General features: G+C 62.3%; 23 protein-coding genes. 17 read left to right on the top strand and 6 right to left on the bottom strand.

Annotation, left to right across the window (positions count from 1 at the left end; translation table 11 throughout):
* Window positions 1-225: 225 nt before the first annotated feature.
* From BM438_RS13045 to hslU, 9 genes are all read left to right on the top strand, one after another.
* The gene (locus BM438_RS13045) at window positions 226-1134 is read left to right on the top strand and encodes a lipid A biosynthesis lauroyl acyltransferase (protein ID WP_093634654.1); all 909 of its coding nucleotides are present in this window, start codon (window positions 226-228) and stop codon (window positions 1132-1134) included.
* Window positions 1135-1191: 57 nt separating this feature from the next.
* Complete coding sequence (gene dapF, locus BM438_RS13040; RefSeq protein ID WP_093634653.1) at window positions 1192-2052, top strand: diaminopimelate epimerase; 861 nt, start codon at window positions 1192-1194, stop codon at window positions 2050-2052.
* 198 nt (window positions 2053-2250) lie between these two features.
* Window positions 2251-2970 (top strand): DUF484 family protein, encoded by a 720-nt coding sequence (locus tag BM438_RS13035; RefSeq protein ID WP_093634652.1) that lies wholly within the window; start codon window positions 2251-2253, stop codon window positions 2968-2970.
* A 45-nt stretch (window positions 2971-3015) separates the two neighbouring features.
* Complete coding sequence (xerC, locus tag BM438_RS13030) at window positions 3016-3939, top strand: tyrosine recombinase XerC (RefSeq protein ID WP_093634651.1); 924 nt, start codon at window positions 3016-3018, stop codon at window positions 3937-3939.
* Window positions 3940-4038: 99 nt separating this feature from the next.
* Window positions 4039-5241 (top strand): class I SAM-dependent rRNA methyltransferase, encoded by a 1203-nt coding sequence (locus tag BM438_RS13025; RefSeq protein ID WP_093634650.1) that lies wholly within the window; start codon window positions 4039-4041, stop codon window positions 5239-5241.
* Between the two features lie 241 nt (window positions 5242-5482).
* A complete protein-coding gene (locus tag BM438_RS13020) occupies window positions 5483-6580 on the top strand; it encodes a CobW family GTP-binding protein (RefSeq protein ID WP_093634649.1) in 1098 nt (365 codons plus the stop codon).
* 671 nt (window positions 6581-7251) lie between these two features.
* Window positions 7252-7671, top strand: a complete 420-nt coding sequence (gene dksA / locus BM438_RS13015; protein WP_054037155.1) for an RNA polymerase-binding protein DksA — start codon at window positions 7252-7254, stop codon at window positions 7669-7671.
* 316 nt (window positions 7672-7987) lie between these two features.
* Window positions 7988-8524, top strand: a complete 537-nt coding sequence (gene hslV, locus BM438_RS13010) for an ATP-dependent protease subunit HslV (RefSeq protein WP_028197737.1) — start codon at window positions 7988-7990, stop codon at window positions 8522-8524.
* 9 nt (window positions 8525-8533) lie between these two features.
* Window positions 8534-9880: an ATP-dependent protease ATPase subunit HslU gene (hslU, locus tag BM438_RS13005; RefSeq protein ID WP_093634648.1), complete on the top strand. Its 1347-nt coding sequence runs from the start codon at window positions 8534-8536 to the stop codon at window positions 9878-9880.
* Between the two features lie 156 nt (window positions 9881-10036).
* Here hslU and BM438_RS13000 read toward each other — a convergent pair whose 3' ends face one another.
* Both BM438_RS13000 and BM438_RS12995 read right to left on the bottom strand, forming a co-directional pair.
* Window positions 10037-10579, bottom strand: coding sequence for a response regulator transcription factor (locus BM438_RS13000; RefSeq protein WP_093634647.1), 543 nt, complete (start codon window positions 10577-10579; stop codon window positions 10037-10039).
* On the bottom strand, window positions 10576-11886 hold the full coding sequence (locus BM438_RS12995) for an ATP-binding protein (protein ID WP_093634646.1): 1311 nt from the start codon (window positions 11884-11886) through the stop codon (window positions 10576-10578). The genes BM438_RS13000 and BM438_RS12995 overlap by 4 nt, the downstream gene beginning before the upstream one ends.
* 128 nt (window positions 11887-12014) lie before the next feature.
* Between BM438_RS12995 and BM438_RS12990 the strand changes: the two genes are divergently transcribed.
* Window positions 12015-13652: a tetratricopeptide repeat protein gene (locus tag BM438_RS12990; RefSeq protein ID WP_093634645.1), complete on the top strand. Its 1638-nt coding sequence runs from the start codon at window positions 12015-12017 to the stop codon at window positions 13650-13652.
* A 43-nt stretch (window positions 13653-13695) separates the two neighbouring features.
* On the opposite strand, the gene BM438_RS12985 is transcribed toward BM438_RS12990, so the two are convergent.
* Window positions 13696-13917: a cysteine-rich CWC family protein gene (locus BM438_RS12985; protein WP_093634644.1), complete on the bottom strand. Its 222-nt coding sequence runs from the start codon at window positions 13915-13917 to the stop codon at window positions 13696-13698.
* Between the two features lie 265 nt (window positions 13918-14182).
* Here BM438_RS12985 and argB point away from each other — a divergent pair, with 265 nt between their 5' ends.
* The 7 genes from argB to BM438_RS45495 all read left to right on the top strand — a co-directional run bounded on the left by argB (window position 14183) and on the right by BM438_RS45495 (window position 21531).
* Entirely contained in the window at window positions 14183-15082 is a 900-nt protein-coding gene (gene argB / locus BM438_RS12980; RefSeq protein WP_054037147.1) for an acetylglutamate kinase, read from the top strand.
* A gap of 209 nt (window positions 15083-15291) precedes the next feature.
* On the top strand, window positions 15292-16044 hold the full coding sequence (locus tag BM438_RS12975; RefSeq protein WP_054037146.1) for a pyrimidine 5'-nucleotidase: 753 nt from the start codon (window positions 15292-15294) through the stop codon (window positions 16042-16044).
* Window positions 16045-16062: 18 nt separating this feature from the next.
* Window positions 16063-16767, top strand: coding sequence for a nucleoid occlusion factor SlmA (slmA, locus tag BM438_RS12970; RefSeq protein WP_093634643.1), 705 nt, complete (start codon window positions 16063-16065; stop codon window positions 16765-16767).
* 300 nt (window positions 16768-17067) lie between these two features.
* Window positions 17068-18213, top strand: coding sequence for a homoserine O-succinyltransferase MetX (metX, locus tag BM438_RS12965; RefSeq protein WP_093634642.1), 1146 nt, complete (start codon window positions 17068-17070; stop codon window positions 18211-18213).
* A complete protein-coding gene (metW, locus tag BM438_RS12960) occupies window positions 18210-18818 on the top strand; it encodes a methionine biosynthesis protein MetW (RefSeq protein WP_054037137.1) in 609 nt (202 codons plus the stop codon). Before metX ends, metW begins: the two co-directional genes overlap by 4 nt.
* 14 nt (window positions 18819-18832) lie before the next feature.
* Window positions 18833-20227 (top strand): AmpG family muropeptide MFS transporter, encoded by a 1395-nt coding sequence (locus BM438_RS12955; protein ID WP_093634641.1) that lies wholly within the window; start codon window positions 18833-18835, stop codon window positions 20225-20227.
* Window positions 20228-20277: 50 nt separating this feature from the next.
* A complete protein-coding gene (locus BM438_RS45495; RefSeq protein ID WP_167378382.1) occupies window positions 20278-21531 on the top strand; it encodes a M48 family metallopeptidase in 1254 nt (417 codons plus the stop codon).
* A gap of 60 nt (window positions 21532-21591) precedes the next feature.
* Here BM438_RS45495 and BM438_RS12940 read toward each other — a convergent pair whose 3' ends face one another.
* The 3 genes from BM438_RS12940 to gatB form a co-directional block, all read right to left on the bottom strand.
* On the bottom strand, window positions 21592-22371 hold the full coding sequence (locus tag BM438_RS12940) for an exodeoxyribonuclease III (RefSeq protein WP_054037130.1): 780 nt from the start codon (window positions 22369-22371) through the stop codon (window positions 21592-21594).
* Between the two features lie 54 nt (window positions 22372-22425).
* Entirely contained in the window at window positions 22426-23265 is an 840-nt protein-coding gene (locus BM438_RS12935) for a PPK2 family polyphosphate kinase (RefSeq protein ID WP_093634638.1), read from the bottom strand.
* A gap of 121 nt (window positions 23266-23386) precedes the next feature.
* Window positions 23387-24862: an Asp-tRNA(Asn)/Glu-tRNA(Gln) amidotransferase subunit GatB gene (gatB, locus tag BM438_RS12930; protein WP_093634637.1), complete on the bottom strand. Its 1476-nt coding sequence runs from the start codon at window positions 24860-24862 to the stop codon at window positions 23387-23389.
* Window positions 24863-24867: the final 5 nt, after the last annotated feature.

The following is a 24867-nucleotide window of genomic DNA, read 5'->3' as shown; positions in this document are numbered from 1 at the left end:
GGAGCCTTGAAGCGGCGACGCTTTAGCGGATTACCTTACCGGCAGGGGCCTATCCCATGGATAGCACCCGCCAGCTTCGCCCCGCAAGTTGTCTATTAACTCGGCGAAGCCCTTATTATAGCGACTTCCTTTGATTGTCACAGAGTGATCACCCGTGCTGTATTTCGACCCGTCTTCAGGTTTCTTGAGCAAAGCGTCGCTCGACGCCCTAAACGGAGGGGCGGCATGCTGAGTCGTCTTGGCGCCCACCTGGCCATTGGACTGCTGAAATTTCTGGCGTTGCTGCCATACGGTTTCGTTGCGCGACTGGGCGACGGGCTGGGCTGGCTGCTCTACCAGATCCCCAGCAACCGTAAGCGCATCGTCCATATCAATCTGAGCCTGTGCTTCCCGGAGTGGAGCGCTGAGCATCGCGAAGAGATCGCTCAGAAACACTTCCGCCACGCGATCCGCAGCTATGTCGAGCGCAGCGTCCAGTGGTTCGGGTCTGCAGAGAAGCTGGAAAAGCTCGTGCAGGTGGACAGCGAGATCGACCTGCGCGACCCGAACATGCCCCCTACCCTGTTGCTCGGCGCGCACTTCGTCGGCATCGAAGCGGGCTCGGTATTCATCAACCACGCGCTGAACCGGCAGTGCGGCGCGCTTTACCAGCCGATGTCCAACAAGGTGCTCGACGACGTGGCAATTGCCGCGCGCGGCCGCTTCGGCGCGGACATGGCAAGCCGCGCCGACAGTGCTCGCATCGTGCTGCGCTGGCTGCGCGACCGCAAGCCGGTCATGCTCGGCGCCGATATGGACTACGGCATGCGCAACTCGACGTTCGTGCCGTTCTTCGGCGTACAAACGTGCACGCTGACGGCGGTCGGGCGGCTCGCCGGGGTCGGCCATGCGCAAGTGGTGCCGTTCATCGGCGAGGTGCTGCCGAACTATAAGGGCTACCGGCTGAAGGTCTTCAAGCCGTGGGACAACTACCCCACCGGCGACGACGAAGCCGACGCGCGCCGCATGAACGCCTTCCTCGAAGAGCAGATTCCGTTGATCCCCGAGCAGTACTACTGGGTGCACAAGCGCTTCAAGACCCGGCCGCCGGGCGAGCCAAGCGTCTATGACCGGCCTTCGAAAAAAGGCGCCTGAACGCTTAAATAAAACGGCGTTCGGCGCACCTGCGAGCGCGTCACTTACAATAGCGTGATGAAACTGAAATTCACCAAAATGCACGGCGCGGGTAACGACTTCGTCGTGCTCGACGGCTACACCCAACCGGTCAACCTGACGCCGGCGCAGGTGCGCGCGCTCGCGGACCGGCATTTCGGCGTCGGCGCGGACCAGTTGCTGCTGGTCGAAAAGCCCACCGTGGACGGCGTCGATTTCAGATATCGCATCTTCAATTGCGACGGCGGCGAGGTCGAGCATTGCGGCAACGGCGCGCGCTGCTTCGTCAAGTTCGTGCGCGACAACGGCCTGACCGACAAGCGCAGCGTGCGCGTGCAAGTGCAGAACGGCACCATCCAGCTGACCATGCAGGAGAACGGCGAAGTGCTGGTCGACATGGGTGCGCCCGTGTTCGAACCGGAGCGCGTACCGTTCGCCACCAAAGGCCTCGAAGGCCGCCGCGAGGGAGCGGACACGCTCTGGCCGCTCGACGTGAACGGCGTGACGCGCTGGATTTCAGTGGTGTCGATGGGCAATCCGCACGCGGTGCAAGTGGTCGACGACGTCGAAGATTTTCCGGTGCTCGTCGAAGGTCCGGTGATCGAGCGGCATGCACGTTTCCCGCAGCGAGTGAACGCGGGCTTCATGCAGATCGTTGGACGTAGCGAGGTTAAGCTGCGGGTCTACGAACGCGGCGTCGGCGAGACGCTGGCGTGCGGTACGGGCGCGTGCGCTGCCGTCGCCGCCGGCATTCGGCGAGGACTGCTGGATGCGCCGGTGCGCGTGCACACGCACGGCGGCCAGTTGACCATCACATGGGACGGCACGCAAGACGCGCCGCTGCTGATGGCCGGCCCCGCGACAACCGTCTTCGAAGGCGAGATCGAACTGGCCGACTGACCCGCGCCAGCGCACTACCCGATTCAGCGGCCGAGCGATCGGCCCAGGAAGTACCAGACAAGCGGCCTCGAACAGGCCGACTAAGAAGCCAACGACAGCCGATGAAAAGCCGGACGAAACAGCGCTTTCACCGGCTGACCGAACTCATGACCGATGCGCCGCCCGAGGGCGTCGTCCCGTAGTCCTTTAGCCGAAACCATGAACGATCGCGAAGTCGCCGAATATCTGCTCGCCAACCCCGAATTCTTCGCCGAACACGCGGAAATGCTCGCGACGATCCGGCTTGCGAACCCGCACGGCAAAGCCGCGGTATCGCTGCAGGAACGGCAGATGGAAATGCTGCGCGACAAGAACAAGCATCTCGAACGGCGTCTGGCCGAGCTGCTGCGCTATGGTCACGAAAACGACAGCATTGCCTCGAAATTCAATCGCTGGACCATCCGTGTGATGGCCGAGCGCGATCCGTACGCGCTGCCGCGCACCATCTCCAACGGCTTGCGCGATATTTTCGACGTGCCGCAAGCCGCGCTGCGCGTGTGGGACGTTTCCGAGCCGTATGCACAGGCCGAGTTCGCGCGCCATGTCGGCGAGGAAGTGCGAATCTTCGCGAATAGCCTCACCACGCCGTACTGTGGCGCCAACACGGGCTTCGAAGCGGCGCAGTGGCTGGTGCCGGCAGTGTCGGCGGTGGGTGAGGACGGGGCCGCAGGCGGCGCCGGCGAGTCCGCGCATGCCACCGAGTCGATTGCACTGCTCGCACTGCGCGACCCCGAAGGCAAGGAAGAAGCACCGACCTTCGGCCTGCTGGTGATGGGTTCCGCCGACGCCCGCCGCTTCCACGACGGCATGGCGACCGATTTTCTGACGCAGATCGGCGCGTTGGCGAGCGCGGCGCTGAGCCGTCTGCTGCCGCGCTAAAGCCGTGCTGAAACCGCTAAGCCGCCGATCCTGCCGAAGGCCATCGTGACCGAAGCCGATCCGATCGCCGCCTATCTGTCGAATCTCGAACATGAGCGGCGACTGTCGGCGCACACGCTGCGCGGCTACACCCACGAACTCGAAGAGCTCAAGCTGCTGGCCAAAGGCCGGCCGCTCGAAAGCCTCACCGCTGTCGATATTCGCGGCGCGGTTTCACGCGCGCACGCCGGCGGACTGACGGCGCGCTCGATCAGCCATCGGCTGTCGTGCTGGCGAGCGTTTTACCGCTGGTTCGCGGGCCGCGTCGATTTGCCGGCCAACCCGGTCGCCACCGTGCGGGCCCCGAAGCAGGCCAAATCACTGCCGAAGGCACTTTCCGTCGACGACGCCACGCGACTGATGGAAAGCCCGCCCGCCGCGACGCCCGAAGGCCTGCGCGACCACGCGATGCTCGAACTGTTCTACTCGTCGGGCCTGCGTTTGTCCGAACTGGTCGGCCTCGACGCCCGTTTTGCCGACGCCGACGGTTACCGCTCCGCGGGCTGGCTCAAGCTCGATTCCGCCGAAGTCGAAGTACTCGGCAAGGGCAACCGGCGCCGCATCGTGCCAGTCGGCAGCAAGGCGCTCGACGCCCTGAACGCGTGGCTCGCGGTGCGTGATCAGATGGTGAAACACGATCCACATCCGCTGTTTCTGTCGGCGCGCGGCAACCGTCTGTCGCCGAATGTCGTGCGTGATCGCGTGAAGCGCGCGGCGCTGGTCGCCGGCATTCCGGCCAATGTGCATCCTCACGTGCTGCGGCATTCGTTCGCCACGCACGTGCTGCAATCGAGCGGCGATCTGCGGGCCGTGCAGGAACTGCTCGGGCACGCCAGCATCACCGCCACGCAGGTCTACACCGCGCTCGATTTCCAGCATCTCGCGCACGTCTACGATCAGGCGCATCCGCGCGCCAAAAAACGCGACTGATTCCGCTCTTTGCTTTTTTGCGGGTTGCGGTCTCCGCCTTCGCTTCACCTGCCGTGTGCCTCTTTGTCCACGCGGCCTACTGCTCCTGCTGACACCCAGATGAATACCGTTACGCTCAAACCGTCGAAAGAAAAATCGCTGCTGCGCCGCCATCCGTGGGTCTACGCCAACGTGATCGATCGCGTCGACGGCAATCCCGCGCCCGGCGCGACCGTGCTGGTGCGCGCGCACGACGGCCGCTTCCTCGCCCGCGCGGCCTACAGCCCGCATTCGCAGATTCGCGCCCGCGTGTGGAGCTTCGACGAAATGGAGCCGATCGATCATGCGTTCTTCAAGCGCCGCGTGCAGCGCGCGCTCGCGCATCGTCAAACGATGGTGCACAACACCGGCGCGGTGCGGCTGATCTTCGGCGAAGCGGACGGCCTGCCTGGCCTGATCGTCGATCACTACGTCGCTGAGGACGCGGGCCAGCGCAGCCAGCTGGTGTGCCAGTTCATGGCGACGGGCGTCGAAGCATGGAAGGAAGCGATCGTCGCGGCGCTGACCGACGCGACCGGCTGCCCGAACGTCTACGAGCGCTCGGACGTGTCGATTCGCCAGAAAGAAGGGCTCGAGCAGATCACCGGCGTACTGGCGGGCGAGGCGCCGTCGGAAGCGCTGATCGCGAGCGAAAACGGCGTGCGCTATCACGTCGACGTGCGCAACGGCCACAAAACCGGCTTCTACGTCGACCAGCGCGACAACCGCTTGCTGGTGCAGCAGCTGGCGAAAGATCGCGACGTATTGAATTGCTTCTGCTACACCGGCGGCTTTTCGCTGGCGGCATTGAAAGGCGGGGCAAAGCGCGTAGTGTCGATCGATTCGTCGGGCGACGCGCTCGCGATCGCACAGCAGAACGTGGACGCCAACGGTTTCGACGCCGAACGCGCCACCTGGCTCGACGCCGACGCGTTCAAAACTCTGCGCCGTCTGTACGACGAAGGCGAACGCTTCGACCTGATCGTGCTCGATCCGCCGAAATTCGCGCCGTCGCGTGAACACGTGGACCGCGCCTCGCGCGCCTATAAGGACATCAACCTGACCGGCCTGAAGCTGCTGCGCCCGGGCGGCCTGCTGTTCACCTACTCCTGCTCCGGCGCAATCGACTCCGAACTGTTCCAGAAGATCGTGTCCGGCGCGGCGGCAGATGCGCGTGTCGACGCGCGGATTCTCAAGCGCCTCGGCGCCGGGGTTGACCATCCGCTGCTCACCGCCTTCCCGGAAGGCGAATATCTGAAAGGCCTGCTGTTGCAAATTGCCTGATCGCCCATAGCTTCAGGGCTATTTCCCGCGTGCCGCGGAGGGGTTCGCCCCCGCTGCCAGCGCCGGCTTGACAGATATGTTTCAATATCCGGCTAGATCGGGTCGCGCGCCGTCAGGCTGCCGCGCCCGGCAAACCGGATTCGCAGACGCATTCGCTGCACATTCGCGCTGTCAATTTGCGCAGTAAATTCGCGCTGCACATTCGATTCCGCACAGATTCACGTACATACAGGCGACCAACATGATCCCAGTCACCATCCTGACCGGCTTTCTCGGCAGCGGCAAAACCACCCTGCTCAAGCGCATCCTGAACGAAAAGCACGGTATGAAGATCGCCGTGATCGAGAACGAGTTCGGCGAAGAGAACATCGACAACGAAATCCTCGTGCAGGACACGAGCGAGCAGATCATCCAGATGAGCAACGGCTGCATCTGCTGCACGATCCGGGGCGACCTGTCGCGCGTGCTGGGCGATCTGGCGGCGAAGAAGCAGTCCGGCGAACTGGATTTCGACCGTGTCGTGATCGAAACCACCGGCCTCGCCAATCCGGGCCCGGTCGCGCAGACGTTCTTCATGGACGACCAGATCGCCAACGAATTCCTGCTCGACGCGATCATCACGCTGGTCGACGCGAAGCACGCGAACCACCAACTGGACGAGCATGAAGTGGTGCAGCGCCAGGTCGGTTTCGCCGATCGCCTGTTCATCACCAAGTCCGACCTGGTCGACGAAAAGCATCTGGACGATCTGCGCCATCGCCTGCTGCACATGAACCCGCGGGCGGCAATCAAGGTCGTCAATTTCGGCGAAGCGGACATCAAGGAAATCTTCGACCTGCGCGGCTTCAACCTCAATTCGAAGCTCGAAATCGACCCGGACTTCCTCGCTGAAGACGAACATGCGCACAGCCACGCTCACGCGCACGACGAGCACGGCCACACCCATGCCGATCACGACGATCACGAAAACTGCGATCACGACCACGGCAAGTGCGACCACGAAGGCCACGACCACGCGCATCACCATCACGCGCACCACGACGACAAGATCAAATCGTTCGTCTACCGCAGCGACCGTCCGTTCGATCCGAACAAGCTCGAGGACTTCCTCGGCGGCATCCTGCAGATCTACGGCGAACGCCTGCTGCGCTACAAGGGCGTGCTGTATATGAAGGGCGTCGACCGTAAGGTGGTGTTCCAGGGCGTGCACCAGATGATGGGCAGCGATCTGGCCGCGAAATGGCAGCCGATCGAGAAGAAGACCAACAAGATGGTGTTCATCGGCATCGAGCTGCCGCAAGACCTGATCACCGACGGTCTGGACGCCTGCCTGGCCTAAGCGCCACAAGTCGTCGCAAATGCCGGCTCGTGCCGTGCCGGGCAAATGGCGCGGCACGCGGCATGCTGGAGCGCGCTTATCACGGGCGCATGTCCGGCGGGCACCGCAGTAATCGTCTGCAGAATACGGTGCGGAGGAGCGCCCCGAAAGCCTGCTGAAATGTCGGCCGTGTGAAAAGCACGTGAAAACCCTGCTGTATTAAAGCGTGCACGACCATCGCTTTTTGACCGTGCGCGCGTTATATTTTCGGGATATCAGTGCGCCGCCGGGGTATTTCCACCAGTTGCGGTGCCGGATTGTGATTCAGTTACAATACGTGCCCACTGGAGAATGACAACGAATTGCCCGGTCAGCGCGTATCCCGCGCCGGGCTAAAACGGCGCCGGAAAATCTTATCCGGAACTCACGCCGACAATGCCGGCTGGCACAGCAGACAATGCTCGCTGCCGGCAAGCAATGCCTCAGGAGCATTTGAGAAACGGTTTCCAGAGGAGTTCGGCCCCGCATTGGCGTAGCGACGCCCGGCGCGTGGGCGCAAGGCGCTTCGGCGTCACCGACAGCCCATCGTCCGTGCCCGCCCAGCGCTCAGCGTCCTCGTGGCGCCTTTGCGGGCAATACGAAAGTGCGGGCACTATGTAAGAGTTTTGCCTCACATTGAAGAAGCAAGCCAGATGACGACGAAACGACTCTTGACTGAAGCCGAAATCCTGAAGATGAGCGACAAGGATTACATGAATGAGGATCAGCTCGCTTTCTTCAAGAACAAGCTCGAACAGCTGCAGGCGGACATTCTCCGCAATGCCGGCCAGACGACCGAGAACCTGCGCGAAACAGTAATCGTGCCGGACCCGGCCGACCGTGCAACGATCGAAGAAGAGCATGCGCTGGAACTGCGCACGCGCGACCGCGAACGCAAGCTGCTGAAGAAGGTGCAGCAATCGATCGCGCGCATCGATTCGGGTGATTACGGCTGGTGCGAAGAAACCGGCGAGCCGATTGGTGTTCCGCGTCTGCTCGCACGGCCCACGGCAACCCTGTCGCTCGAAGCGCAGGAACGCCGCGAACTGCGCCAGAAGCTGTTCGGCGACTGAACGCCAACGGCGCGGCTTCGGCTCCGCGCCCTTTTAAGCTGCTTCGTCGAGAGGCGCACGGTGATCTGTGCGCCTTTTTTCTTTTGTGTGCCCCTGCGCACAGTCCTCCGCTCCGAATCCCGTGTTTTTGTCTTATGCCGTTTGCCGGCTCTTGATATGACCGCGCACGCCCTAAAATAAGCCGGACATGCGTTGCACGAGCGCGCGCCGGCCGGTTGATCGTTTCAGCGTTGCGCGCCGTCCGCTTTCAGGATTCATGCGGTGGTGCATTCCATTGTGCTGCCGTGTCCTACCCGTTTTGCAAAGAGGAACGCATATGGAGCAATTTCACGGCACAACGATCGTTTCCGTGCGCCGCGGCGACAAGGTCGCGCTTGGCGGCGACGGCCAGGTGACACTGGGCAACATCGTCATGAAAGGCGGTGCGAAGAAAGTCCGGCGCATCTATAACGGCAAGGTGATGGTCGGCTTCGCCGGCGGCACGGCCGACGCCTTCTCGCTGCTCGACCGCTTCGAAGCGAAGCTGGAAAAACACCAGGGCAATCTGACCCGCGCCGCCGTCGAACTCGCCAAAGACTGGCGCACCGACCGCATGCTGCGTCGCCTCGAAGCCATGCTGATCGCGGCGGACGCCACCACTACCCTCGTGATTACCGGTAACGGCGACGTGCTCGATCCGGAAGGCGGCATCTGCGCGATCGGTTCGGGCGGCGCTTACGCGCAAGCCGCCGCGAAAGCGCTCGTTGACAACACCGAGCTGTCGCCGCGCGAGATCGTGGAGAAGTCGCTGGAGATTGCCGGCGACATGTGCATCTATACGAACCATAACCGCGTCATCGAGACGATCGAGTAAGGACCCACGATGAGCACCATGACCCCTGCCGAGATCGTCTCGGAACTCGACAAACACATCATCGGCCAAGGCCGCGCGAAGAAAGCGGTTGCCGTGGCGCTGCGCAACCGCTGGCGCCGCCAGCAGGTTGAAGATCCGCTGCGTCAGGAAATCACGCCAAAAAACATTCTGATGATCGGACCGACCGGCGTCGGTAAAACCGAAATCGCGCGGCGTCTAGCGAAACTGGCCGATGCACCGTTCATCAAGATCGAAGCCACCAAGTTCACCGAAGTCGGTTACGTGGGCCGCGACGTCGACAGCATCGTGCGCGATCTGATCGAAATCTCGGTCAAGCAGACGCGCGAAACGGAAATGCGCAAAGTGCGGACCAAGGCTGAAGATCAAGCTGAAGATCGCATTCTCGACATCCTGCTGCCGAGCGCACGCCCCGTTGGTTTCGGTGCGAGCTCAAGCGCCGCGGATACTGCCGACGAAGGCAGCACCACGCGCCAGACCTTCCGCAAGCGCCTGCGCGAAGGCCTGCTCGACGACAAGGAAATCGAACTCGACGTCGAACAGCCGCAAGTGGGTATGGACATCATGGGGCCGCCGGGCATGGAAGACATGACCGAGCAGATCCGTTCGATGTTCGCGAACATCGGCGGCGGCAAGAAAACGCGCCGCAAGCTGAAGGTGAAGGAAGCGCTGAAGGTCCTCACCGACGAAGAAGCCGGCAAGATGCTCAACGACGAAGAGGTGAAAGCCAAGGCTGTGCAGAACGTCGAGCAGAACGGTATCGTGTTCCTCGACGAAATCGACAAGATCGCGTCGCGCAATGAAGCTGGCGGCGGCGAAGTGTCGCGTCAGGGCGTGCAGCGCGATCTGCTGCCGCTCGTCGAAGGCACCACGATCAACACCAAGTACGGCATGGTGAAGACCGACCACATTCTGTTCATCGCAAGCGGCGCGTTTCATCTGTCCAAGCCGAGCGATCTGATTCCGGAACTGCAAGGCCGCTTCCCGATTCGGGTCGAACTGGATTCGCTGTCGGTGGGCGATTTCGAATCGATCCTGGTGTCGACCGACGCGAGTCTCGTGAAGCAATACCAGGCATTGCTGGCCACCGAAGACGTGCACCTCGAATTCGCCGACGACGGCATTCGCCGTATGGCCGAAATCGCGTACTCGGTCAACGAGAAGACTGAAAACATCGGCGCGCGCCGTCTGTACACGGTGATTGAAAAACTGCTCGAAGATGTCTCGTTCGCAGCAGGCAATCACTCGGGCAAGACGGTGCAGATCGATGCGGCGTATGTCGATCGCGCGCTGAACGAAGTGGCGGAAGATGAGGATCTGTCGCGCTACGTGCTGTGATGTTGATATGTTGATGCTGGCGTCGACACTGACGCCGCATTAAAGCCGCGCGCCTTGCATGCAGTCGATCACGTGTGAGGCGTAAAAAAACGGGCTGTCTCGTGAAAGACAGCCCGTTTTGCTTTCCGGCCCGCGAGTGCGGGCAGGCGTCAGCGCTTACTGCTTCACCGGCCGCTTCGCCAACTTCCGCTGCAACGTTCGACGATGCATGTTCAACGCGCGCGCAGTAGCCGAAATATTGCCGCCGTGCTCCGCGAGCACGCGTTGAATATGCTCCCACTCCAGGCGTGCAACCGACAACGGCGTGGGATGCTCAATCGCATCTTCAGCTTGCAGCGCGCTCGCTTCGCTTTGCAGCGCCGACAAGATCGTCTCCACGTTCGCGGGCTTCGCCAGGTAGTTATCGGCACCGTCTTTCACCGCCTGTACCGCCGTGGCAATGCTGGCGTAACCGGTCAACACCAGCATGCGCGCGTCAGGCTGCAAATCACGCAAGGGAGCAACGAGCGTGAGACCGGAATCATTGCCGAGATGCAGGTCAACCGTGATCTGGCTGAACTTCTGCTGGTTCGCCAACTTGATCGCCTCATCCGCGTTGTGCGCTTCGGCCACTGTATAACCGCGCCGCGTCAAACCACGGGCGAGGATGCCGGAGAACACCTCATCGTCGTCGATCACCAGAAAATTCATATCGCTCATGCCTGCTTCTCCGTGTTGGATGGCGTAGTGCCTTGACGGCCCGCACCTGATAATTTGCGCGCCGCAAGCGGCAGTCTCAACACTGCGCGCGTGCCACGCGGCTTGATCTCGCTGACATCGGCCAGCTCGATCGATCCCTTCAGACGTGCCGCCGCTGAAAACGCCAGATACAGGCCCACGCCGTGCCCACCCTGCGTGCTGTCGACCGGCATCGCGCCGAGCGACCCGCGCAACGCGGCGGGAATGCCAGGGCCCGCATCGCATACCTCGAATGCGATCTGGTCGCCGCGAGCGGTGAGCGTGCACGATAGCGTGACGTGATCGCGACTCGCACGCGCGGCGTTGTCGAGCAGAATCGTGAGAATCTGACTGACGGCAACCGTATCGTCAAGACTAACGTCCGCAGGCGGCACGCCGATCCGTTCGAACTTCACATGCGGGTGACGCAAGCGCCATTGTTCTCCAAACGACTCGAGCCATTCGCTGACCGTTTGCCGGTTAGTCGCGGTCGATGCACGACTGCGCAGCCGTGCAAGCGCCGAAGTACAAAGCGCCATTTGCTGTTCGAGCAGCTCCAGATCGGCACTGTATGGCGCGAGCCCCTTGTCGGTTCGCGCGGCATCGCGTAACTCTTCGGACAACATCGCAATTGTAGACAGCGGCGTGCCGATTTCGTGCGCGACAGTGGCGGCCTGGACGCCGAGCGCGACGGCGCGTTCATCGTGAAGCAAGCGCTGCTGCGCCTCTCCGAGCGCTGCGTCACGTAGTCGCAGAGCGCGTGACATACGCGCGACGAACCACGCAATCAGGCCAACGCTGACCATGAAGTTTACCCACATGCCGGCGCGAAAATAGTCGAACAGGTTCGCGGGGTTGTCGAGATTGAGCGGGACGGAATCAAAACCGAGCACGGCGTAGCAGGCCACGGCGAACGCGGCGAGCCACGCCATCAGATGCCATGGCAACACAGCGGCAGCAATGGCGAGCGATGGCAGGTACAGCGAAACGAATGGATTGGTGGTGCCACCGGAGAGGAACAGCAGCGCCGACAACGCGCCGAGATCGACCCAGATCTGGCCGAACAGTTCGAGATTGGACTCGGGCCGCTGCTGCGAGACCCGCCACCATGTCAGCGCGTTGAAGATCACTTCAAGAGCGATCACGAGCAACATCGCGGGCAACGGCAGGTGCACGCCGAAGAAGGTCTGCACAAACGCAATCGTCACCAGTTGGCCGATGATGGCGAGGCTGCGCAACCAGAACAGATGGCCGAGGTTGACGCGGCCGGTGTTAGTTATACGATGCATGACTTTAGTTTAACTGTTCGGACCGGTCTGACTTACCTCACCGCCTTGCGCCGGTAACATGGAATTTTGCGACAACGTTGCGCGAACCGGTTGCCCAACATCGGTTCTCGCGCCATCCAAACTCAACCATGCTGCCAATCTCTGATAGCGAAACCGCTGCCTCTTCAGCTTTCCTGACTTTCCTGCGACATGCCGCCGCAGCCCGGCAAAACGGCACTGCGGAAGCAGAGGCCAGATGGCTCGATGCCGCTGCACAACGCCATCCGCTCGACGACGAGTCCATCGATTCGCTCGTCATCAATTTGCTCGAAAAACATCGTCACGACGACGCGCTCGAACTCGCCGCCATTATTGCTCAACTCGATCCGCATCGGGCGCTTGCGCACTTCCGCTTCGGCTACGCACTGCAGATGGCAAATCGGCATAGTGAGGCAATCGCGCCATATCGTCGCGCACTCGCCATCGAACCGACATTGCCGCAGTTACGCAACAATCTCGCTGGCGCCCTCGCGTTCACTGGTGGTGACCTGAACGAGCAAATCGCCCTGCTGGAAAGTGCCGTTCATCAGGATCCCAGCCACGCCGACGCCTGGACCAATCTCACTCAGGCGAGCCGCGCCAATTTGAATCTGCCACGCGCGCTCGAAGCCGGCGCAAGAGCCGTTCAATGCGCGCCGAATAGCCCGCTTGCGCATAACAACTATGCGCTGGCGCTACGTGAAGCGCAACGCTGGGACGAAGCGGAGCGCGCCGAAAGAACGGCCTGTACATTCGCACCCAACGACGCGAGCATGCGCTCCAATCTCGGCATGCTGCAACTCATGCGCGGCGATTACACGCACGGCTGGGAAGCCCACGAAGCGCGCTGGGACGGCTCGTTGGAATTGGGCGGCAACCGCCCCGCCATGCCGGCGCCGACCTGGCGCGGCGAACCGCTGGCCGGCAAAACACTGCTGGTCTGGGGCGAACAGGGCATGGGCGATGTCTTGCAGTTCAGCCGCTATATCCCGCTGCTGGCCGAACGTGTTCATCGCGAGGGTGGCCGCCTCGTCTGGAATTCATTTCCGCAGATGGGGGCATTGCTCGCGCGCAGCCTCGGCGATCATGTGGACGATTTCTCAGTTGGCGGTGGCGTCGAATCTTTGCCGCCGTTCGACTACGAAATCCCGTTGCTCAGTCTGCCTTTGATATTCGACACGCGCGAGGAGACGATCCCCGCTGCGACTTTCTATTTGCGTGCGGACGCTGCAGCGCGCGCGTCGTGGCAACAGAGGCTTGCCGGCGAAACAAGGCTCAAAGTCGGGTTGGCATGGACCGGCAGCCTTGGCCATCAGCGCAACCCATTCCGACGGGCAGGTTGGGAGCGCTATGCAAAACACTTCGGCGGCATGCAAAACGTGGCGTTCTATTCGCTGCAACCGGGCGCCGGGGCGGATGTCGCGGCGGCCCGGGCAGCGGGCCTGTCAATGTCGGACCTCACCGCCGAATTCACCACCTTCGACGACACGGCGGCATTTGTCAGCGCGCTCGATCTCGTCATTACGGTTTGCACATCCGTGGCGCACCTGAGCGGCGCACTCGGCCAGCGTACATGGGTGCTGCTCGACGTCAATCCGCATTGGGTCTGGCTGCTCGACCGACCCGACAGCCCTTGGTATCCAAGCGCGACGCTGTACCGGCAGCCGCAGTTCGGCCAATGGGATCCGGCGCTGGCGGCTGTTGCACGTGATCTGAGTGCACTTGCAACCCGGCACCACGCGGCATAGGCCGCCATTGACCGGCAACGCGGCCACCAAGGCCGCGCCGCGTTCAAAGTGACCCGGCTCCCGGCCCCGGTTGCACGGCTCGCGCAATCTCCGCCGCAAGACATTCAGGACACAAACAGCGGCCAGACGGATCGAGCCGGTCTGCTGGCAGAGCCGGCATCTCACGGCACCAGCAGTCGAATGGCACCCCATGCATGGCGCAATCGAATGCATGGCCGCAGCGCGGGCAAAGCGCGCTTGCAGAGCGGGAAGCTGACGGTTTCATGAGGGGCCGGATGACCTCGCTTCAGCCTGGATCAGGAAATGATGCCACGACTGGCGCGCCGCCGTGAGCCGGCCATTCGGCCAATTCACAGGCAGCTCTGAACGGCGCTAAGCTTCATTGTCACCCGCCGCTTCGGCCCGCTCGTTGCGCAGTGCGCAAAGCCGGTGCCGCCCGTCACCGGCGCCGCTATCGAAAACCCTGTTGCAGCGCGCCAGTCCTGTACAATTCGCCCTGTTTTAACTGTTCCGTGCCTGAGCCTGCCGCCATGTCCGAGATCCCTGACCTTTCGCAGATCGCGCCCACCCTGAAGGCTGAAATCCTGGCCGAGGCGCTGCCTTACATTCGCCAGTATCACGGTAAGACCGTGGTCATCAAATACGGCGGCAACGCCATGACCGAGGAGCGGCTCAAGCAAGGCTTCGCGCGCGACGTCATTCTGCTGAAACTGGTCGGTATCAATCCGGTCATCGTGCACGGCGGCGGTCCGCAAATCGACCAGGCGCTGAAGAAAATCGGCAAGCAGGGCACATTCATTCAGGGCATGCGCGTCACCGACGAAGAGACGATGGAAGTCGTCGAATGGGTGCTCGGCGGCGAAGTGCAGCAGGACATCGTCACGCTGATCAACCATTTCGGCGGCCACGCGGTCGGTCTGACGGGTAAAGACGGCGGCCTGATCCACGCGCGCAAGATGCAGATGCCGGATCGCGACAATCCTGGCCAATACCTGGATATCGGCCAGGTGGGCGAAGTCGAGGCGATCAATCCCGCGGTTGTGAAAGCGCTGCAGGACGACGCCTTCATTCCGGTGATCTCGCCCATCGGCTTCGGCGAAGACGGTCTGTCGTACAACATCAACGCGGATCTGGTCGCGGGCAAACTGGCGGTTGTGCTAAACGCCGAAAAGCTCGTGATCATGACCAACATCCCGGGCGTGATGGATAAGGAAGGCAATCTGCTGACCGATCTGTCGGCGCGCGAAATCGACGGCCTGTTCGCAGACGGCACGATCTCCGGCGGCATGCTGCCGAAAATCTCGTCGGCGCTGGATGCTGCGAAAAGCGGCGTGCGTTCGGTACACATCATCGACGGCCGCATCGAGCACTCGGTGCTGCTGGAAATTCTCACCGAACAGCCGTTCGGCACGATGATCCGCTCGCATTGATTCCTGCCTCAAACCCGGCCCACACGGTACGCCAGCGAGGCGTGCCATGTGGGCCGTGCAGTTGCTCTACCGCTGCGCCCAGCGGCGCACCACGCGCCACCCTCTGGCGCAAAAGCACTCCCCCTTCTTTTATCGCCTTCCGCATCGCGAAGCGTCATCCGCGTTCGCTGCGTGAAGCGACTGCCCACGCCTGAACGGCGTCCTCCATCATGCGCACCCCCACTTCCCGACGCCGTCGTCCGCACATTGCAGGCGGCAGTCCGGTCTGGCTGTTCGATCTCGACAACACGCTGCATCACGCCTCGCACGCGATCTTTCCGGCGATCAATCAGGGCATGACGCAGTACATCATCGACTCGCTGGGAGTCGACATCGACGAAGCCAACCGCCTGCGTACCGGCTACACGCAACGCTACGGCGCAACGCTGCTCGGTCTGGCACGCCACCATCCGCTCGACCCGAACGACTTTCTGAAAGTGGTTCACACGTTCTCCGATCTCGGCTCGATGATCCGTCACGAACGTGGCGTTGCGCGCCTCGTCGCCTCGCTGCCCGGCCGCAAAATCGTGTTGACCAACGCGCCCGAGACCTACGCGCGCGCGGTGCTCCAGAAGCTGCGCATCGAGCGTCTGTTCGAGCAGGTGATTGCGATCGAACATATGCGCGATCGCCGCAGCTGGCGCGCCAAACCTGACCATTCGATGCTGCGCAAGGCGATGCGCGACGCGCACGTTTCGCTCAAAGACGTGATCCTCGTGGAAGACACGCGCTCGCATCTGAAGAACTACAGGCGGCTCGGCATCCGCACCGTGTGGATTACCGGCCATCTGCCGCGCAAACCGCACGCGGACGGCGTGCCGACGCGCCTGCCGGGCACCGGTCGGCCGCACTATGTCGATCGATGCATTCGTTCGTTAAAATCGCTACGACTGGGCAACCGCTCGGTTCGTTTGAAGAGATAGCAGAACAGGGCGACAGCCATGCAGCCGATCGACAAGCCGGACGAAGCCGTAGCCGAACACGAACCCGCCCCGTCGGGCGCCCCGCGCGCGCCGCGCCTGAAGCCGGGCGAGCGCCGCGTGCATATCCTGCAGACGCTTGCCGCAATGCTGGAGGCGCCGAAAAGCGAAAAGATCACCACGGCGGCGCTCGCCGCCCGGCTCGGCGTCTCGGAAGCGGCGCTGTACCGCCATTTCGCCAGCAAGGCGCAAATGTTCGAAGGACTCATCGAGTTCATCGAGCAGACCATCTTCGGCCTGATCAACCAGATCGCCGACAAGGAAAGCAATGGCGTGCTGCAAGCCCGCGCGATTGCGCTGATGCTGCTCAACTTCCCCGCGAAGAATCCCGGCATGACGCGTGTGCTGACCTGCGAGGCGCTGGTCGGCGAGCACGAACGGCTGACCGAGCGGGTCAATCAGATGCTGGAGCGAGTCGAGGCGTCGTTGAAGCAGTGTTTGCGGCTGGCTCAGACGGAAGCAAACGCAAGCGCGGGCGCGGACGAAACCACAGGTCCGAGCGCAAATGCACACGCCGCCCCGCTGCCCGCCGGCTACGATCCCGCGATCCGCGCGAGCCTGCTGCTGAGCTACATCATCGGCCGCTGGCATCGATATGTACGCAGCGGCTTTGTGCGACCGCCCGCCGAACACGCCGACGCGCAACTGCTGCTGATTCTTCAGTAATCCGCGCGGCAGGCGCAGTGGTGCGGCAGCGCCCGCGACGCTGCCGCATGAAATTTTCCGCTATACTTTGCGCCTGACTACGGCTCGCCGAATTACCTGAGACCGCTGTCCGGAGCACCCTGAACACCTATCACGCGCCGATTTGCTGACTCGATTGCGGGCGCGCGAACCAGCGGGAACTACGATCCCGCGGTTCACTATAAATGCGGCTAAAGAGGTCGTCAGCCGCGCACACCGCTTCTCCTCCGTGCTTCGCCGACGCCAATCTAGCCGCCCTGTATTTGTTAAATGGCGGAATGAATGGAATCGATCGGTATCGTCGCTCCCCAAAAAATGCATTTCACCGAGCCGCTGCTGCTGCAGAACGGCAGCTCGCTGGCCGGTTACGACCTGATGGTCGAGACCTACGGCACGCTCAACGCCGCGCGCAGCAATGCCGTGCTGGTGTGCCACGCGCTCAACGCGTCGCACCACGTGGCGGGCGTCTACGCCGACGACCCGAAGGACATCGGCTGGTGGGACAACATGGTCGGCCCGGGCAAGCCGCTCGACACTGACAGGTTCTTCGTGATCGGCGTGAACAACCTGGGTTCGTGCTTCGGCTCGACCGGGCCGATGAGCATCGATCCGGCGACCGGCAAACCGTATGGCGCGGCCTTTCCTGTCGTCACGGTTGAAGACTGGGTGAACGCGCAGGCGCGCGTCGCCGATGAATTCGGCATCGCGCGTTTCGCGGCGGTGATGGGCGGCAGCCTCGGCGGCATGCAGGCGCTCGCGTGGAGCATGATGTATCCGGAGCGCGTGGGTCACTGCATCGTGGTCGCGTCCACGCCGAAGCTGTCCGCGCAGAACATCGCGTTCAACGAGGTGGCGCGCTCGGCGATCCTGTCGGACCCGGATTTCCACGGCGGCAACTACTACGCGCACAACGTGAAGCCGAAGCGCGGCTTGCGCGTCGCGCGCATGATCGGCCACATCACGTATCTCTCGGACGACGACATGGCCGAGAAATTCGGCCGCTCGCTGCGCCGCGCGGAAGGCGCGGTGGACGCGTACAACTTCAACTTCGACGTGGAATTCGAAGTGGAGTCGTATCTGCGGTATCAAGGCGACAAATTCGCCGACTACTTCGACGCGAACACATACCTGCTGATCACCCGCGCGCTCGACTATTTCGATCCGGCCAAGGCCTTCGACGGCGATCTAACCGCCGCCGTCGCGCACACCACGGCGAAATACCTGATCGCCAGTTTCTCGACCGACTGGCGTTTCGCGCCGGCCCGCTCGCGCGAACTGGTGAAGGCGCTGCTCGACCATAAGCGCACCGTGACGTACGCGGAAATCGACGCGCCTCATGGCCACGACGCCTTCCTGCTCGACGACGCGCGTTATCACAACCTGATGCGCGCCTATTACGAACGTATTGCGAACGAGGTGAACGCATGAACCAGCGAGCACTCGATTACCTGGCCCTGCGCCCGGACTTCCGCGCGATCGCCCGTTGGGTCGAACCGCGCGCCACCGTGCTCGATCTGGGCTGCGGCGACGGCTCGCTGCTGTCGCTCCTGACCGAAGAACTGGACGTGCAGGGCTACGGCATCGAAATCAACGACGCCGGCGTGCTGGCGTCAACGCAAAACGGCGTCAACGTGATCCAGCAGAATCTGGAAGACGGCCTGCGCCTGTTCGAAGACGGCAGCTTCGACTTTGCGGTTCTGTCGCAGACGCTGCAAACCATTCATCAGACCGCCGCGATCCTGCGCGAGACGGTGCGGGTGGGCAAGGAATGCATCGTCTCGTTCCCGAATTTCGGCTACTGGGCGCATCGGCTGTCCGTACTGCAGGGCCGCATGCCGGTCTCGAAGTCGTTGCCTTTCCAGTGGCACAACACGCCGAACGTGCGGGTGCTGACAATCAAGGATTTCGAGGCGCTGGCGCCGGAAGTCGGCATCGAGATCCTCGACCGCGTGGTGCTGCACGAAGGCCAGGTGGTGCGATGGGGCGTGAACTGGCGTGGTAGTCTTGCGGTCTATCGCGTCAAGAAAAGCTAACGCCACTTATCCACATGTCGAACCCGCCGCACGAGGCGCCTGCACTTACCGCTCACGAAGAACATCCCGGCTGGCGCGCGTTCCTGAATACGCGCATGCTGATCTGCGTCTTTCTCGGCTTTACGTCGGGACTGCCGCTGTTCACGCTCGTCTATCTGGTGCAGGCGTGGCTACGCTCCGAAGGCGTCAATCTGAAGGAAATCGGCCTTTTTGCGCTGATTCAGTTCCCGTACACCTGGAAATTCATCTGGGCGCCGCTGATGGACCGCTACGTGCCGCGTTTTCCGGGCTGGCGTCCGGGCAGACGGCGCGGCTGGATGCTGGTCACGCAGATTCTGGTGGCGGGCGCGATTGCCACGCTCGGTTTCGTGTCACCAAAGGATTCCATCTGGACGGTAGCGGCTTTGACGGCGTTGGTCGCGTTTTTCGGCGCGAGCCAGGACATTGTGATCGACGCCTACCGGCGTGAGTTGCTGAGCGACACGCAGCAGGGTCTCGGCAATGCGGTGCATGTAAATGCCTACAAGATCGCCGCACTGGTGCCGGGCTCGCTGGCGCTGATTCTGTCTGACCATTTGCCGTGGACCACCGTTTTCATCGTCACCGCCGCCTTCATGCTGCCCGGTATGATCATGACGCTTGTGGTGCGCGAGCCCCTGGTGCACGGCACGCCGCCGAAGAATCTGCGCGAAGCGATCGTGCAGCCGTTCAGTGAATTTATTCAACGCGACGGCTGGCGCGGCGCGCTGTTCGTGCTCGGCTTCATCTTCCTCTACAAGCTCGGCGACACGATGGCGACTACGCTGTCCACGTCGTTCTTTCTCGACATCGGTTTTTCGCGCACGCAGATTGGCGTGATCGCCAAGACCACCGCGTTTGGCGCGAGTCTGGCGGGCGGGATCGTCGGCGGGATCTGGCTGATGAAAGTCGGCATCGGCCGCGGGCTCTGGATCTTCGGCGTTCTGCAGATGGTGTCGACGCTCGGCTTTGCATGGCTTGCGCATCTCGGCCCGGCATCGCCCGGTTTGACCGTGATTTACGACATCGCCGTCTGGCTGAGCGAGGGCACCTCAAAGCTGCTCGCGCTAGTCGGCGTCGACTGGACCGTGCAGCTCGATCCACGCTCGGTCGCGCTGGCGCTGGTCTATGGCCTCGAAACCTTCGCGACCGGTCTGACGATGGCGGCCTTTACCGCTTACATCGCCAGCACCACCGATCCGCGTTACACCGCCACGCAGTTCGCGCTCTTCACGAGCCTGGCTTCGGTGCCGCGCACGTTGGCATCGGCGGCAAGCGGCTATGTGGTCGCAAAGATCGGCTGGTTCGACTATTTCATCGTGTGTACCGCGCTGGGGCTGCCCGGCATGCTGCTTCTGCTGCGCATCGCGCCCTGGAGAACCCGGTCGTGACGATGCGCCAGTCAAAGCGCGGGGCGCGCCCGGTTTCGGATGCCTCCGGGATGTCTTCGCTCAAGGCCGGACGCGCAGTTCGACGTGCGGTGTTGGCGCTCGGTTGCGCGAGCCTGGTGTTGGCGGCGCCGTTGAGCGCCTACGCGACCGCGATGCCTGCGGCCGGCTCCAGCGCAGCAGCGGCGACCACCAACACACCGGCTCCGGCAGCAGCGCCGACAACGACGCCGGCAGCGACGGCAAAATCGGCACCGAACACCTCAAGCCCCGAAAACGCGACATCGGCGGCGACCGGCGCGACCAGCGCCACGAACGCCGGCAGCGCACCTGCGGCCGCCATGCCGCCCGCTTCAACGCAACCGCCACCGGCACCCGTAACGGCTAAAACGCCGGCCGCCACTTCGAGCCCGGCTGCGGCCGCAAAAGCGCCTGCCGCGACATCGACGCCCGCAGCCGCCAACACTCCCACGCCGCCGACCTACAGTGCGCCGAACACGCAGTTGCGCTACGGCGGCTACCTCGTGTTCCGCAACCTGATCCCATCGCCGATGCTCGAGGCGCAAGCGGCCGAAGAGTTCAACCAGATCACGTACGGCGCGGAGCACGCAAACCGCCTGTACGGCGACACCGACGCCCACGTCACGCGGGTGCGGTCGATCGTCGACAAGATGATTCCCTACTCGCTAAAGTGGAACGAGCGGGCCAAGGGCTGGAAGTGGGATGTAGCGGTGGTGCGCTCGCCCGACATCCGAATGTACTGCCTGCCGGGCGGCAAGATCGTGGTGTATAGCGGCCTGCTCGACCGCACGCATCTGAACGACAACGAACTCGGCATGCTGATCGGTCACGAGATCGCACATGCACTGCGCGAACATGCACGTGAGCGGCTCGGCGAACTGCAGTCGAGCCAGCTCGACTCGTCCGGCACGATCCCGCAGCTCTTCGGGCTCGCCGATCTGGGCGCAGCGCCGCTCGGCATCGGTTCGCGCTTGCTCGAGATGAAGTACGAGGGCACCGACGAAACCGAGGCCGACGTGATCGGCAGCGATATCGCCTCTCGCGCCGGCTTCGATCCGCGCGCGGCCGTCACGCTGTGGGACAAGCTGGCCACGGCGACGCGCAGCAATCGCGATCAGGGCTATATCTACGTGCACCCGTACACGCCGGCGCGGCGTCAGGACATCATCAAGCGTTTGCCGGATATGTTGCCGCTCTATGCAAAGGCAATCGGCAAGACCGTTGATGCGCTACCGGACTATGCCGGCATGGGCCGCCCGCGCCGCAAACCCATCAGTAGCGAGTGAGGCGCGCAAGCCGCGGCGCTTGCGGCTTGCACGGTTCCTTGCGGCTCGGGCTAGCCGTGCTTACTTCTTGACCTTGTGGTCGTAATCGACCGTCAGCGGCGCATGGTCGCTGAACTTGATATCGCGGAACACGTCGGTGCGTTTCGCCTTGCCGGCGATGCCCTGCGTCGCAATCTGGTAATCGATCCGCCACCCTACGTTCTTCGCGTACGCCTGACCGCGATTGCTCCACCACGTGTATTGCTCGGGCCGCTGATCGAGCGTGCGAAATACGTCGACGTAACCCACTTCGTCAAACAGCTTGGTGAGCCACTCGCGCTCTTCCGGCAGGCAGCCTGAATTCTTCTGGTTGCTCTTCCAGTTCTTGATGTCGATCTCTTTGTGGACGATGTTCACGTCGCCGCACACGATCACTTCACGCTCCTTGGCCAGTTCCGCGAGATGCGGCATGAACTCGTCCATGAAGCGGAACTTGGCCTGCTGGCGATCTTCTCCGCTCGATCCCGACGGCACATACACCGAAATCACCGAAAGTTTGCCGAAGCGCAATTCGACATAGCGCCCTTCCGGATCGAACTCTTCGCTGCCGAAGCCGATTACCACTTCATCCGGTTCGTGGCGCGTGTACACGCCCGCGCCGCTATACCCCTTCTTCACCGCATGCTGGAAATAGCCGGTGAAACCGTGCGGCGACATAAACTCCGGCGTCAGATCGTCTTGCGAACATTTGATTTCCTGCACGCACACCACGTCGGCTTTCTGTTCGCCGAACCAGTCGAAAAAACCCTTCTTTGCCGCTGAGCGGATGCCGTTCAGGTTGGCGGTAATCACACGCAACATGTCGTTCCCTTTATGTTCAATTCGTTTCTGGAGCACAAGACCAAAGGCGCAGGGTCATTCGACCTTGACGCCCTTCAGCGATTCTTTGGCAGGCGGATATTCGAGCTTTAACGCTTCGAACGTACGTAGCAACAACTCGGCGACCATCACATTGCGATGGGTTTTCGAATCGGCCGGCACCACGTACCACGGTGCGTAGTCGGTCGACGTCACGGCCAGCATATCGCGGTACGCCGCCTGATATTGGTCCCACTGCTTGCGGGCTTCGAGGTCGGCGACGTCGAATTTCCAGTGCTTGTTCGGATCGTCGATGCGAGCCTGCAGACGCTCGCGCTGCTCGTCTTTCGAAATATGCAGCATGCACTTGACGATGGCCGTACCGCTGTCGGCCAGCAGCTTTTCGAACTGGCGAATGTGGCCACAGCGCTGTTCAAATGCTTCGGCATCCAGATTGCCGAGCACGGTCGGCACCAGCAGATCTTCGTAGTGGCTACGATTGAAGATGGTCAACTCGCCGGCAGCGGGCGCCTGCGCATGCACGCGCCAGAGAAAATCGTGCGCCAGCTCCACAGGCGTAGGCGCTTTGAACGGCACGATGCGCAAACCAAGCGGGTCGACCTCATGAAACACCGCGCGGATCGTGCCGTCTTTGCCGCTCGTGTCCATGCCTTGCAACACCAGCAATACCCGGCGTTTCTGCTGCGCGTGCAGGCACTCCTGCTGCGTATCGAGGATCGCGCCGATCTCCGACAAGCGCGCCCGGTCAGCATCTTTCGAACCGCTCGAAAAAGGCTTCGCGGACGGGTCGAAAGCGTCGAGTGAGAATTTGCTGCTCTTCTTGCCGTCGTCGAAATACGGCACGCGGAAATCGTCGAGTTCGGGTTGCTTCGCCATTCACACTCCGTGATCTGCGTTAAAACATTGCCCGCAAAATGAAACGGGCCGTTGCCCCACTTTCGTTTCCGGCAACAGCCCGCGATGACCGGCGCACTCGCGCCGGTCACATGACTTCAACTCAGGACAGCTTCTTCTTCAGCAGTTCGTTCATCTGCGCCGGATTGGCTTTGCCCTTGGTCGCTTTCATCGCCTGACCGATCAGTGCGTTGAACGCCTTTTCCTTGCCCGCGCGGAATTCCTCAACCGACTTCGGGTTCGCGGCGAGCACTTCGTCGATGATCGCTTCCAGTGCGCCCGTGTCCGAAATCTGCTTCAAACCCTTCGCTTCGATGATGCGATCGGCAGCGGCTTCGTCCGTGGCTTTCTCTTCCCAGATCGCGAGGAAAATTTCCTTGGCGATCTTGTTCGAGATCGTGCCGTCGGCGATACGCTGCAGCAACAACGAAAGTTGTGCGGACGAAACCGGGCTGTCAGCGATGTCCAGGCCTTCGCGATTCAGTTGCGACGACACCTCGCCCATCAGCCAGTTCGCCGCGACCTTCGCGTTCGACGGACCGACCTTGAGGACGACCGCTTCGTAGTAGGCAGCCATGGCCTTGCTCGACGTCAGCACGTTCGCGTCGTACGGCGTCAGGCCGTATTGCGTGACGAAGCGCTGTTGAATCGCGACCGGCAGTTCCGGCATTTCACCCTTCACGCGCTCGACCCACGCCGCGTCGATCACGAGCGGCATCAGATCCGGATCGGGGAAATAGCGGTAATCGTGCGCGTCTTCCTTGCTGCGCATCGACCGCGTTTCGCGCTTGTCCGGATCGTACAGACGCGTTTCCTGCACCACCGTGCCGCCGTCTTCGATCAATTCGATCTGACGGCGCACCTCGTACTGGATCGCTTCTTCGAGGAAGCGGAACGAATTCAGGTTCTTGATCTCGGCACGCGTACCGAATTCCGCCTGCCCGACCGGACGCACCGACACGTTCGCGTCGCAACGGAACGAGCCTTCCTGCATGTTGCCGTCGCAGATACCGAGCCATGTGACCAGCGTATGCAGCGTCTTGGCATACGCGACCGCTTCGGCCGCGCTGCGCATTTCCGGCTCGGTGACGATTTCGAGCAGCGGCGTGCCGGCGCGATTCAGGTCGATGCCGGTCATGCCCGCGAAGTCTTCGTGCAGCGACTTGCCCGCGTCTTCTTCGAGGTGAGCGCGCGTCAGGTTGACGACCTTCTCGTACGCTTCCTTACCCGCCTTTTCGTTAGCCGGAACCTGAATCGTCACCTGGCCGCCCTGCACGACGGGGATTTCGTATTGGCTGATCTGATAGCCCTTCGGCAGATCGGGGTAAAAGTAATTCTTGCGCGCGAAGATGCTGCGCGGCGCGATCGTCGAGCCAATCGCAAGGCCGAACTGAATCGCACGTTCCACGGCGCCGCGGTTCATCACCGGCAGCGTGCCCGGCAATGCCAGATCAACGGGGCTGGCCTGCGTGTTCGGTGCAGCGCCGAATTGCGTGGCAGTGCCCGAGAAAATCTTCGATTGGGTCGACAGTTGCGCGTGGGTCTCCAGACCGATCACGACTTCCCATTGCTTGGCCATGGTGC

The organism is Paraburkholderia aspalathi (assembly GCF_900116445.1).
Lineage (GTDB): Bacteria > Pseudomonadota > Gammaproteobacteria > Burkholderiales > Burkholderiaceae > Paraburkholderia > Paraburkholderia aspalathi.
Note: the sequence above shows the minus strand (reverse complement) of the source record. Positions and strands in the feature narration are given on the sequence as shown.

What these genes read in the sequence shown, in the direction of transcription:
- BM438_RS13045 (WP_093634654.1), top strand. Translation starts at nt 226, where the DNA reads ATGCTGAGTCGTCTTGGCGCCCACCTGGCCATTGGACTGCTGAAATTT.
- dapF (WP_093634653.1), top strand. Translation starts at nt 1,192, where the DNA reads ATGAAACTGAAATTCACCAAAATGCACGGCGCGGGTAACGACTTCGTC.
- BM438_RS13035 (WP_093634652.1), top strand. Translation starts at nt 2,251, where the DNA reads ATGAACGATCGCGAAGTCGCCGAATATCTGCTCGCCAACCCCGAATTC.
- BM438_RS13025 (WP_093634650.1), top strand. Translation starts at nt 4,039, where the DNA reads ATGAATACCGTTACGCTCAAACCGTCGAAAGAAAAATCGCTGCTGCGC.
- BM438_RS13020 (WP_093634649.1), top strand. Translation starts at nt 5,483, where the DNA reads ATGATCCCAGTCACCATCCTGACCGGCTTTCTCGGCAGCGGCAAAACC.
- dksA (WP_054037155.1), top strand. Translation starts at nt 7,252, where the DNA reads ATGACGACGAAACGACTCTTGACTGAAGCCGAAATCCTGAAGATGAGC.
- hslV (WP_028197737.1), top strand. Translation starts at nt 7,988, where the DNA reads ATGGAGCAATTTCACGGCACAACGATCGTTTCCGTGCGCCGCGGCGAC.
- hslU (WP_093634648.1), top strand. Translation starts at nt 8,534, where the DNA reads ATGAGCACCATGACCCCTGCCGAGATCGTCTCGGAACTCGACAAACAC.
- BM438_RS13000 (WP_093634647.1), bottom strand. Translation starts at nt 10,579, where the DNA reads ATGAGCGATATGAATTTTCTGGTGATCGACGACGATGAGGTGTTCTCC.
- BM438_RS12995 (WP_093634646.1), bottom strand. Translation starts at nt 11,886, where the DNA reads ATGCATCGTATAACTAACACCGGCCGCGTCAACCTCGGCCATCTGTTC.
- BM438_RS12990 (WP_093634645.1), top strand. Translation starts at nt 12,015, where the DNA reads ATGCTGCCAATCTCTGATAGCGAAACCGCTGCCTCTTCAGCTTTCCTG.
- BM438_RS12985 (WP_093634644.1), bottom strand. Translation starts at nt 13,917, where the DNA reads ATGAAACCGTCAGCTTCCCGCTCTGCAAGCGCGCTTTGCCCGCGCTGC.
- argB (WP_054037147.1), top strand. Translation starts at nt 14,183, where the DNA reads ATGTCCGAGATCCCTGACCTTTCGCAGATCGCGCCCACCCTGAAGGCT.
- BM438_RS12975 (WP_054037146.1), top strand. Translation starts at nt 15,292, where the DNA reads ATGCGCACCCCCACTTCCCGACGCCGTCGTCCGCACATTGCAGGCGGC.
- slmA (WP_093634643.1), top strand. Translation starts at nt 16,063, where the DNA reads ATGCAGCCGATCGACAAGCCGGACGAAGCCGTAGCCGAACACGAACCC.
- metX (WP_093634642.1), top strand. Translation starts at nt 17,068, where the DNA reads ATGGAATCGATCGGTATCGTCGCTCCCCAAAAAATGCATTTCACCGAG.
- metW (WP_054037137.1), top strand. Translation starts at nt 18,210, where the DNA reads ATGAACCAGCGAGCACTCGATTACCTGGCCCTGCGCCCGGACTTCCGC.
- BM438_RS12955 (WP_093634641.1), top strand. Translation starts at nt 18,833, where the DNA reads ATGTCGAACCCGCCGCACGAGGCGCCTGCACTTACCGCTCACGAAGAA.
- BM438_RS45495 (WP_167378382.1), top strand. Translation starts at nt 20,278, where the DNA reads ATGTCTTCGCTCAAGGCCGGACGCGCAGTTCGACGTGCGGTGTTGGCG.
- BM438_RS12940 (WP_054037130.1), bottom strand. Translation starts at nt 22,371, where the DNA reads ATGTTGCGTGTGATTACCGCCAACCTGAACGGCATCCGCTCAGCGGCA.
- BM438_RS12935 (WP_093634638.1), bottom strand. Translation starts at nt 23,265, where the DNA reads ATGGCGAAGCAACCCGAACTCGACGATTTCCGCGTGCCGTATTTCGAC.
- gatB (WP_093634637.1), bottom strand. Translation starts at nt 24,862, where the DNA reads ATGGCCAAGCAATGGGAAGTCGTGATCGGTCTGGAGACCCACGCGCAA.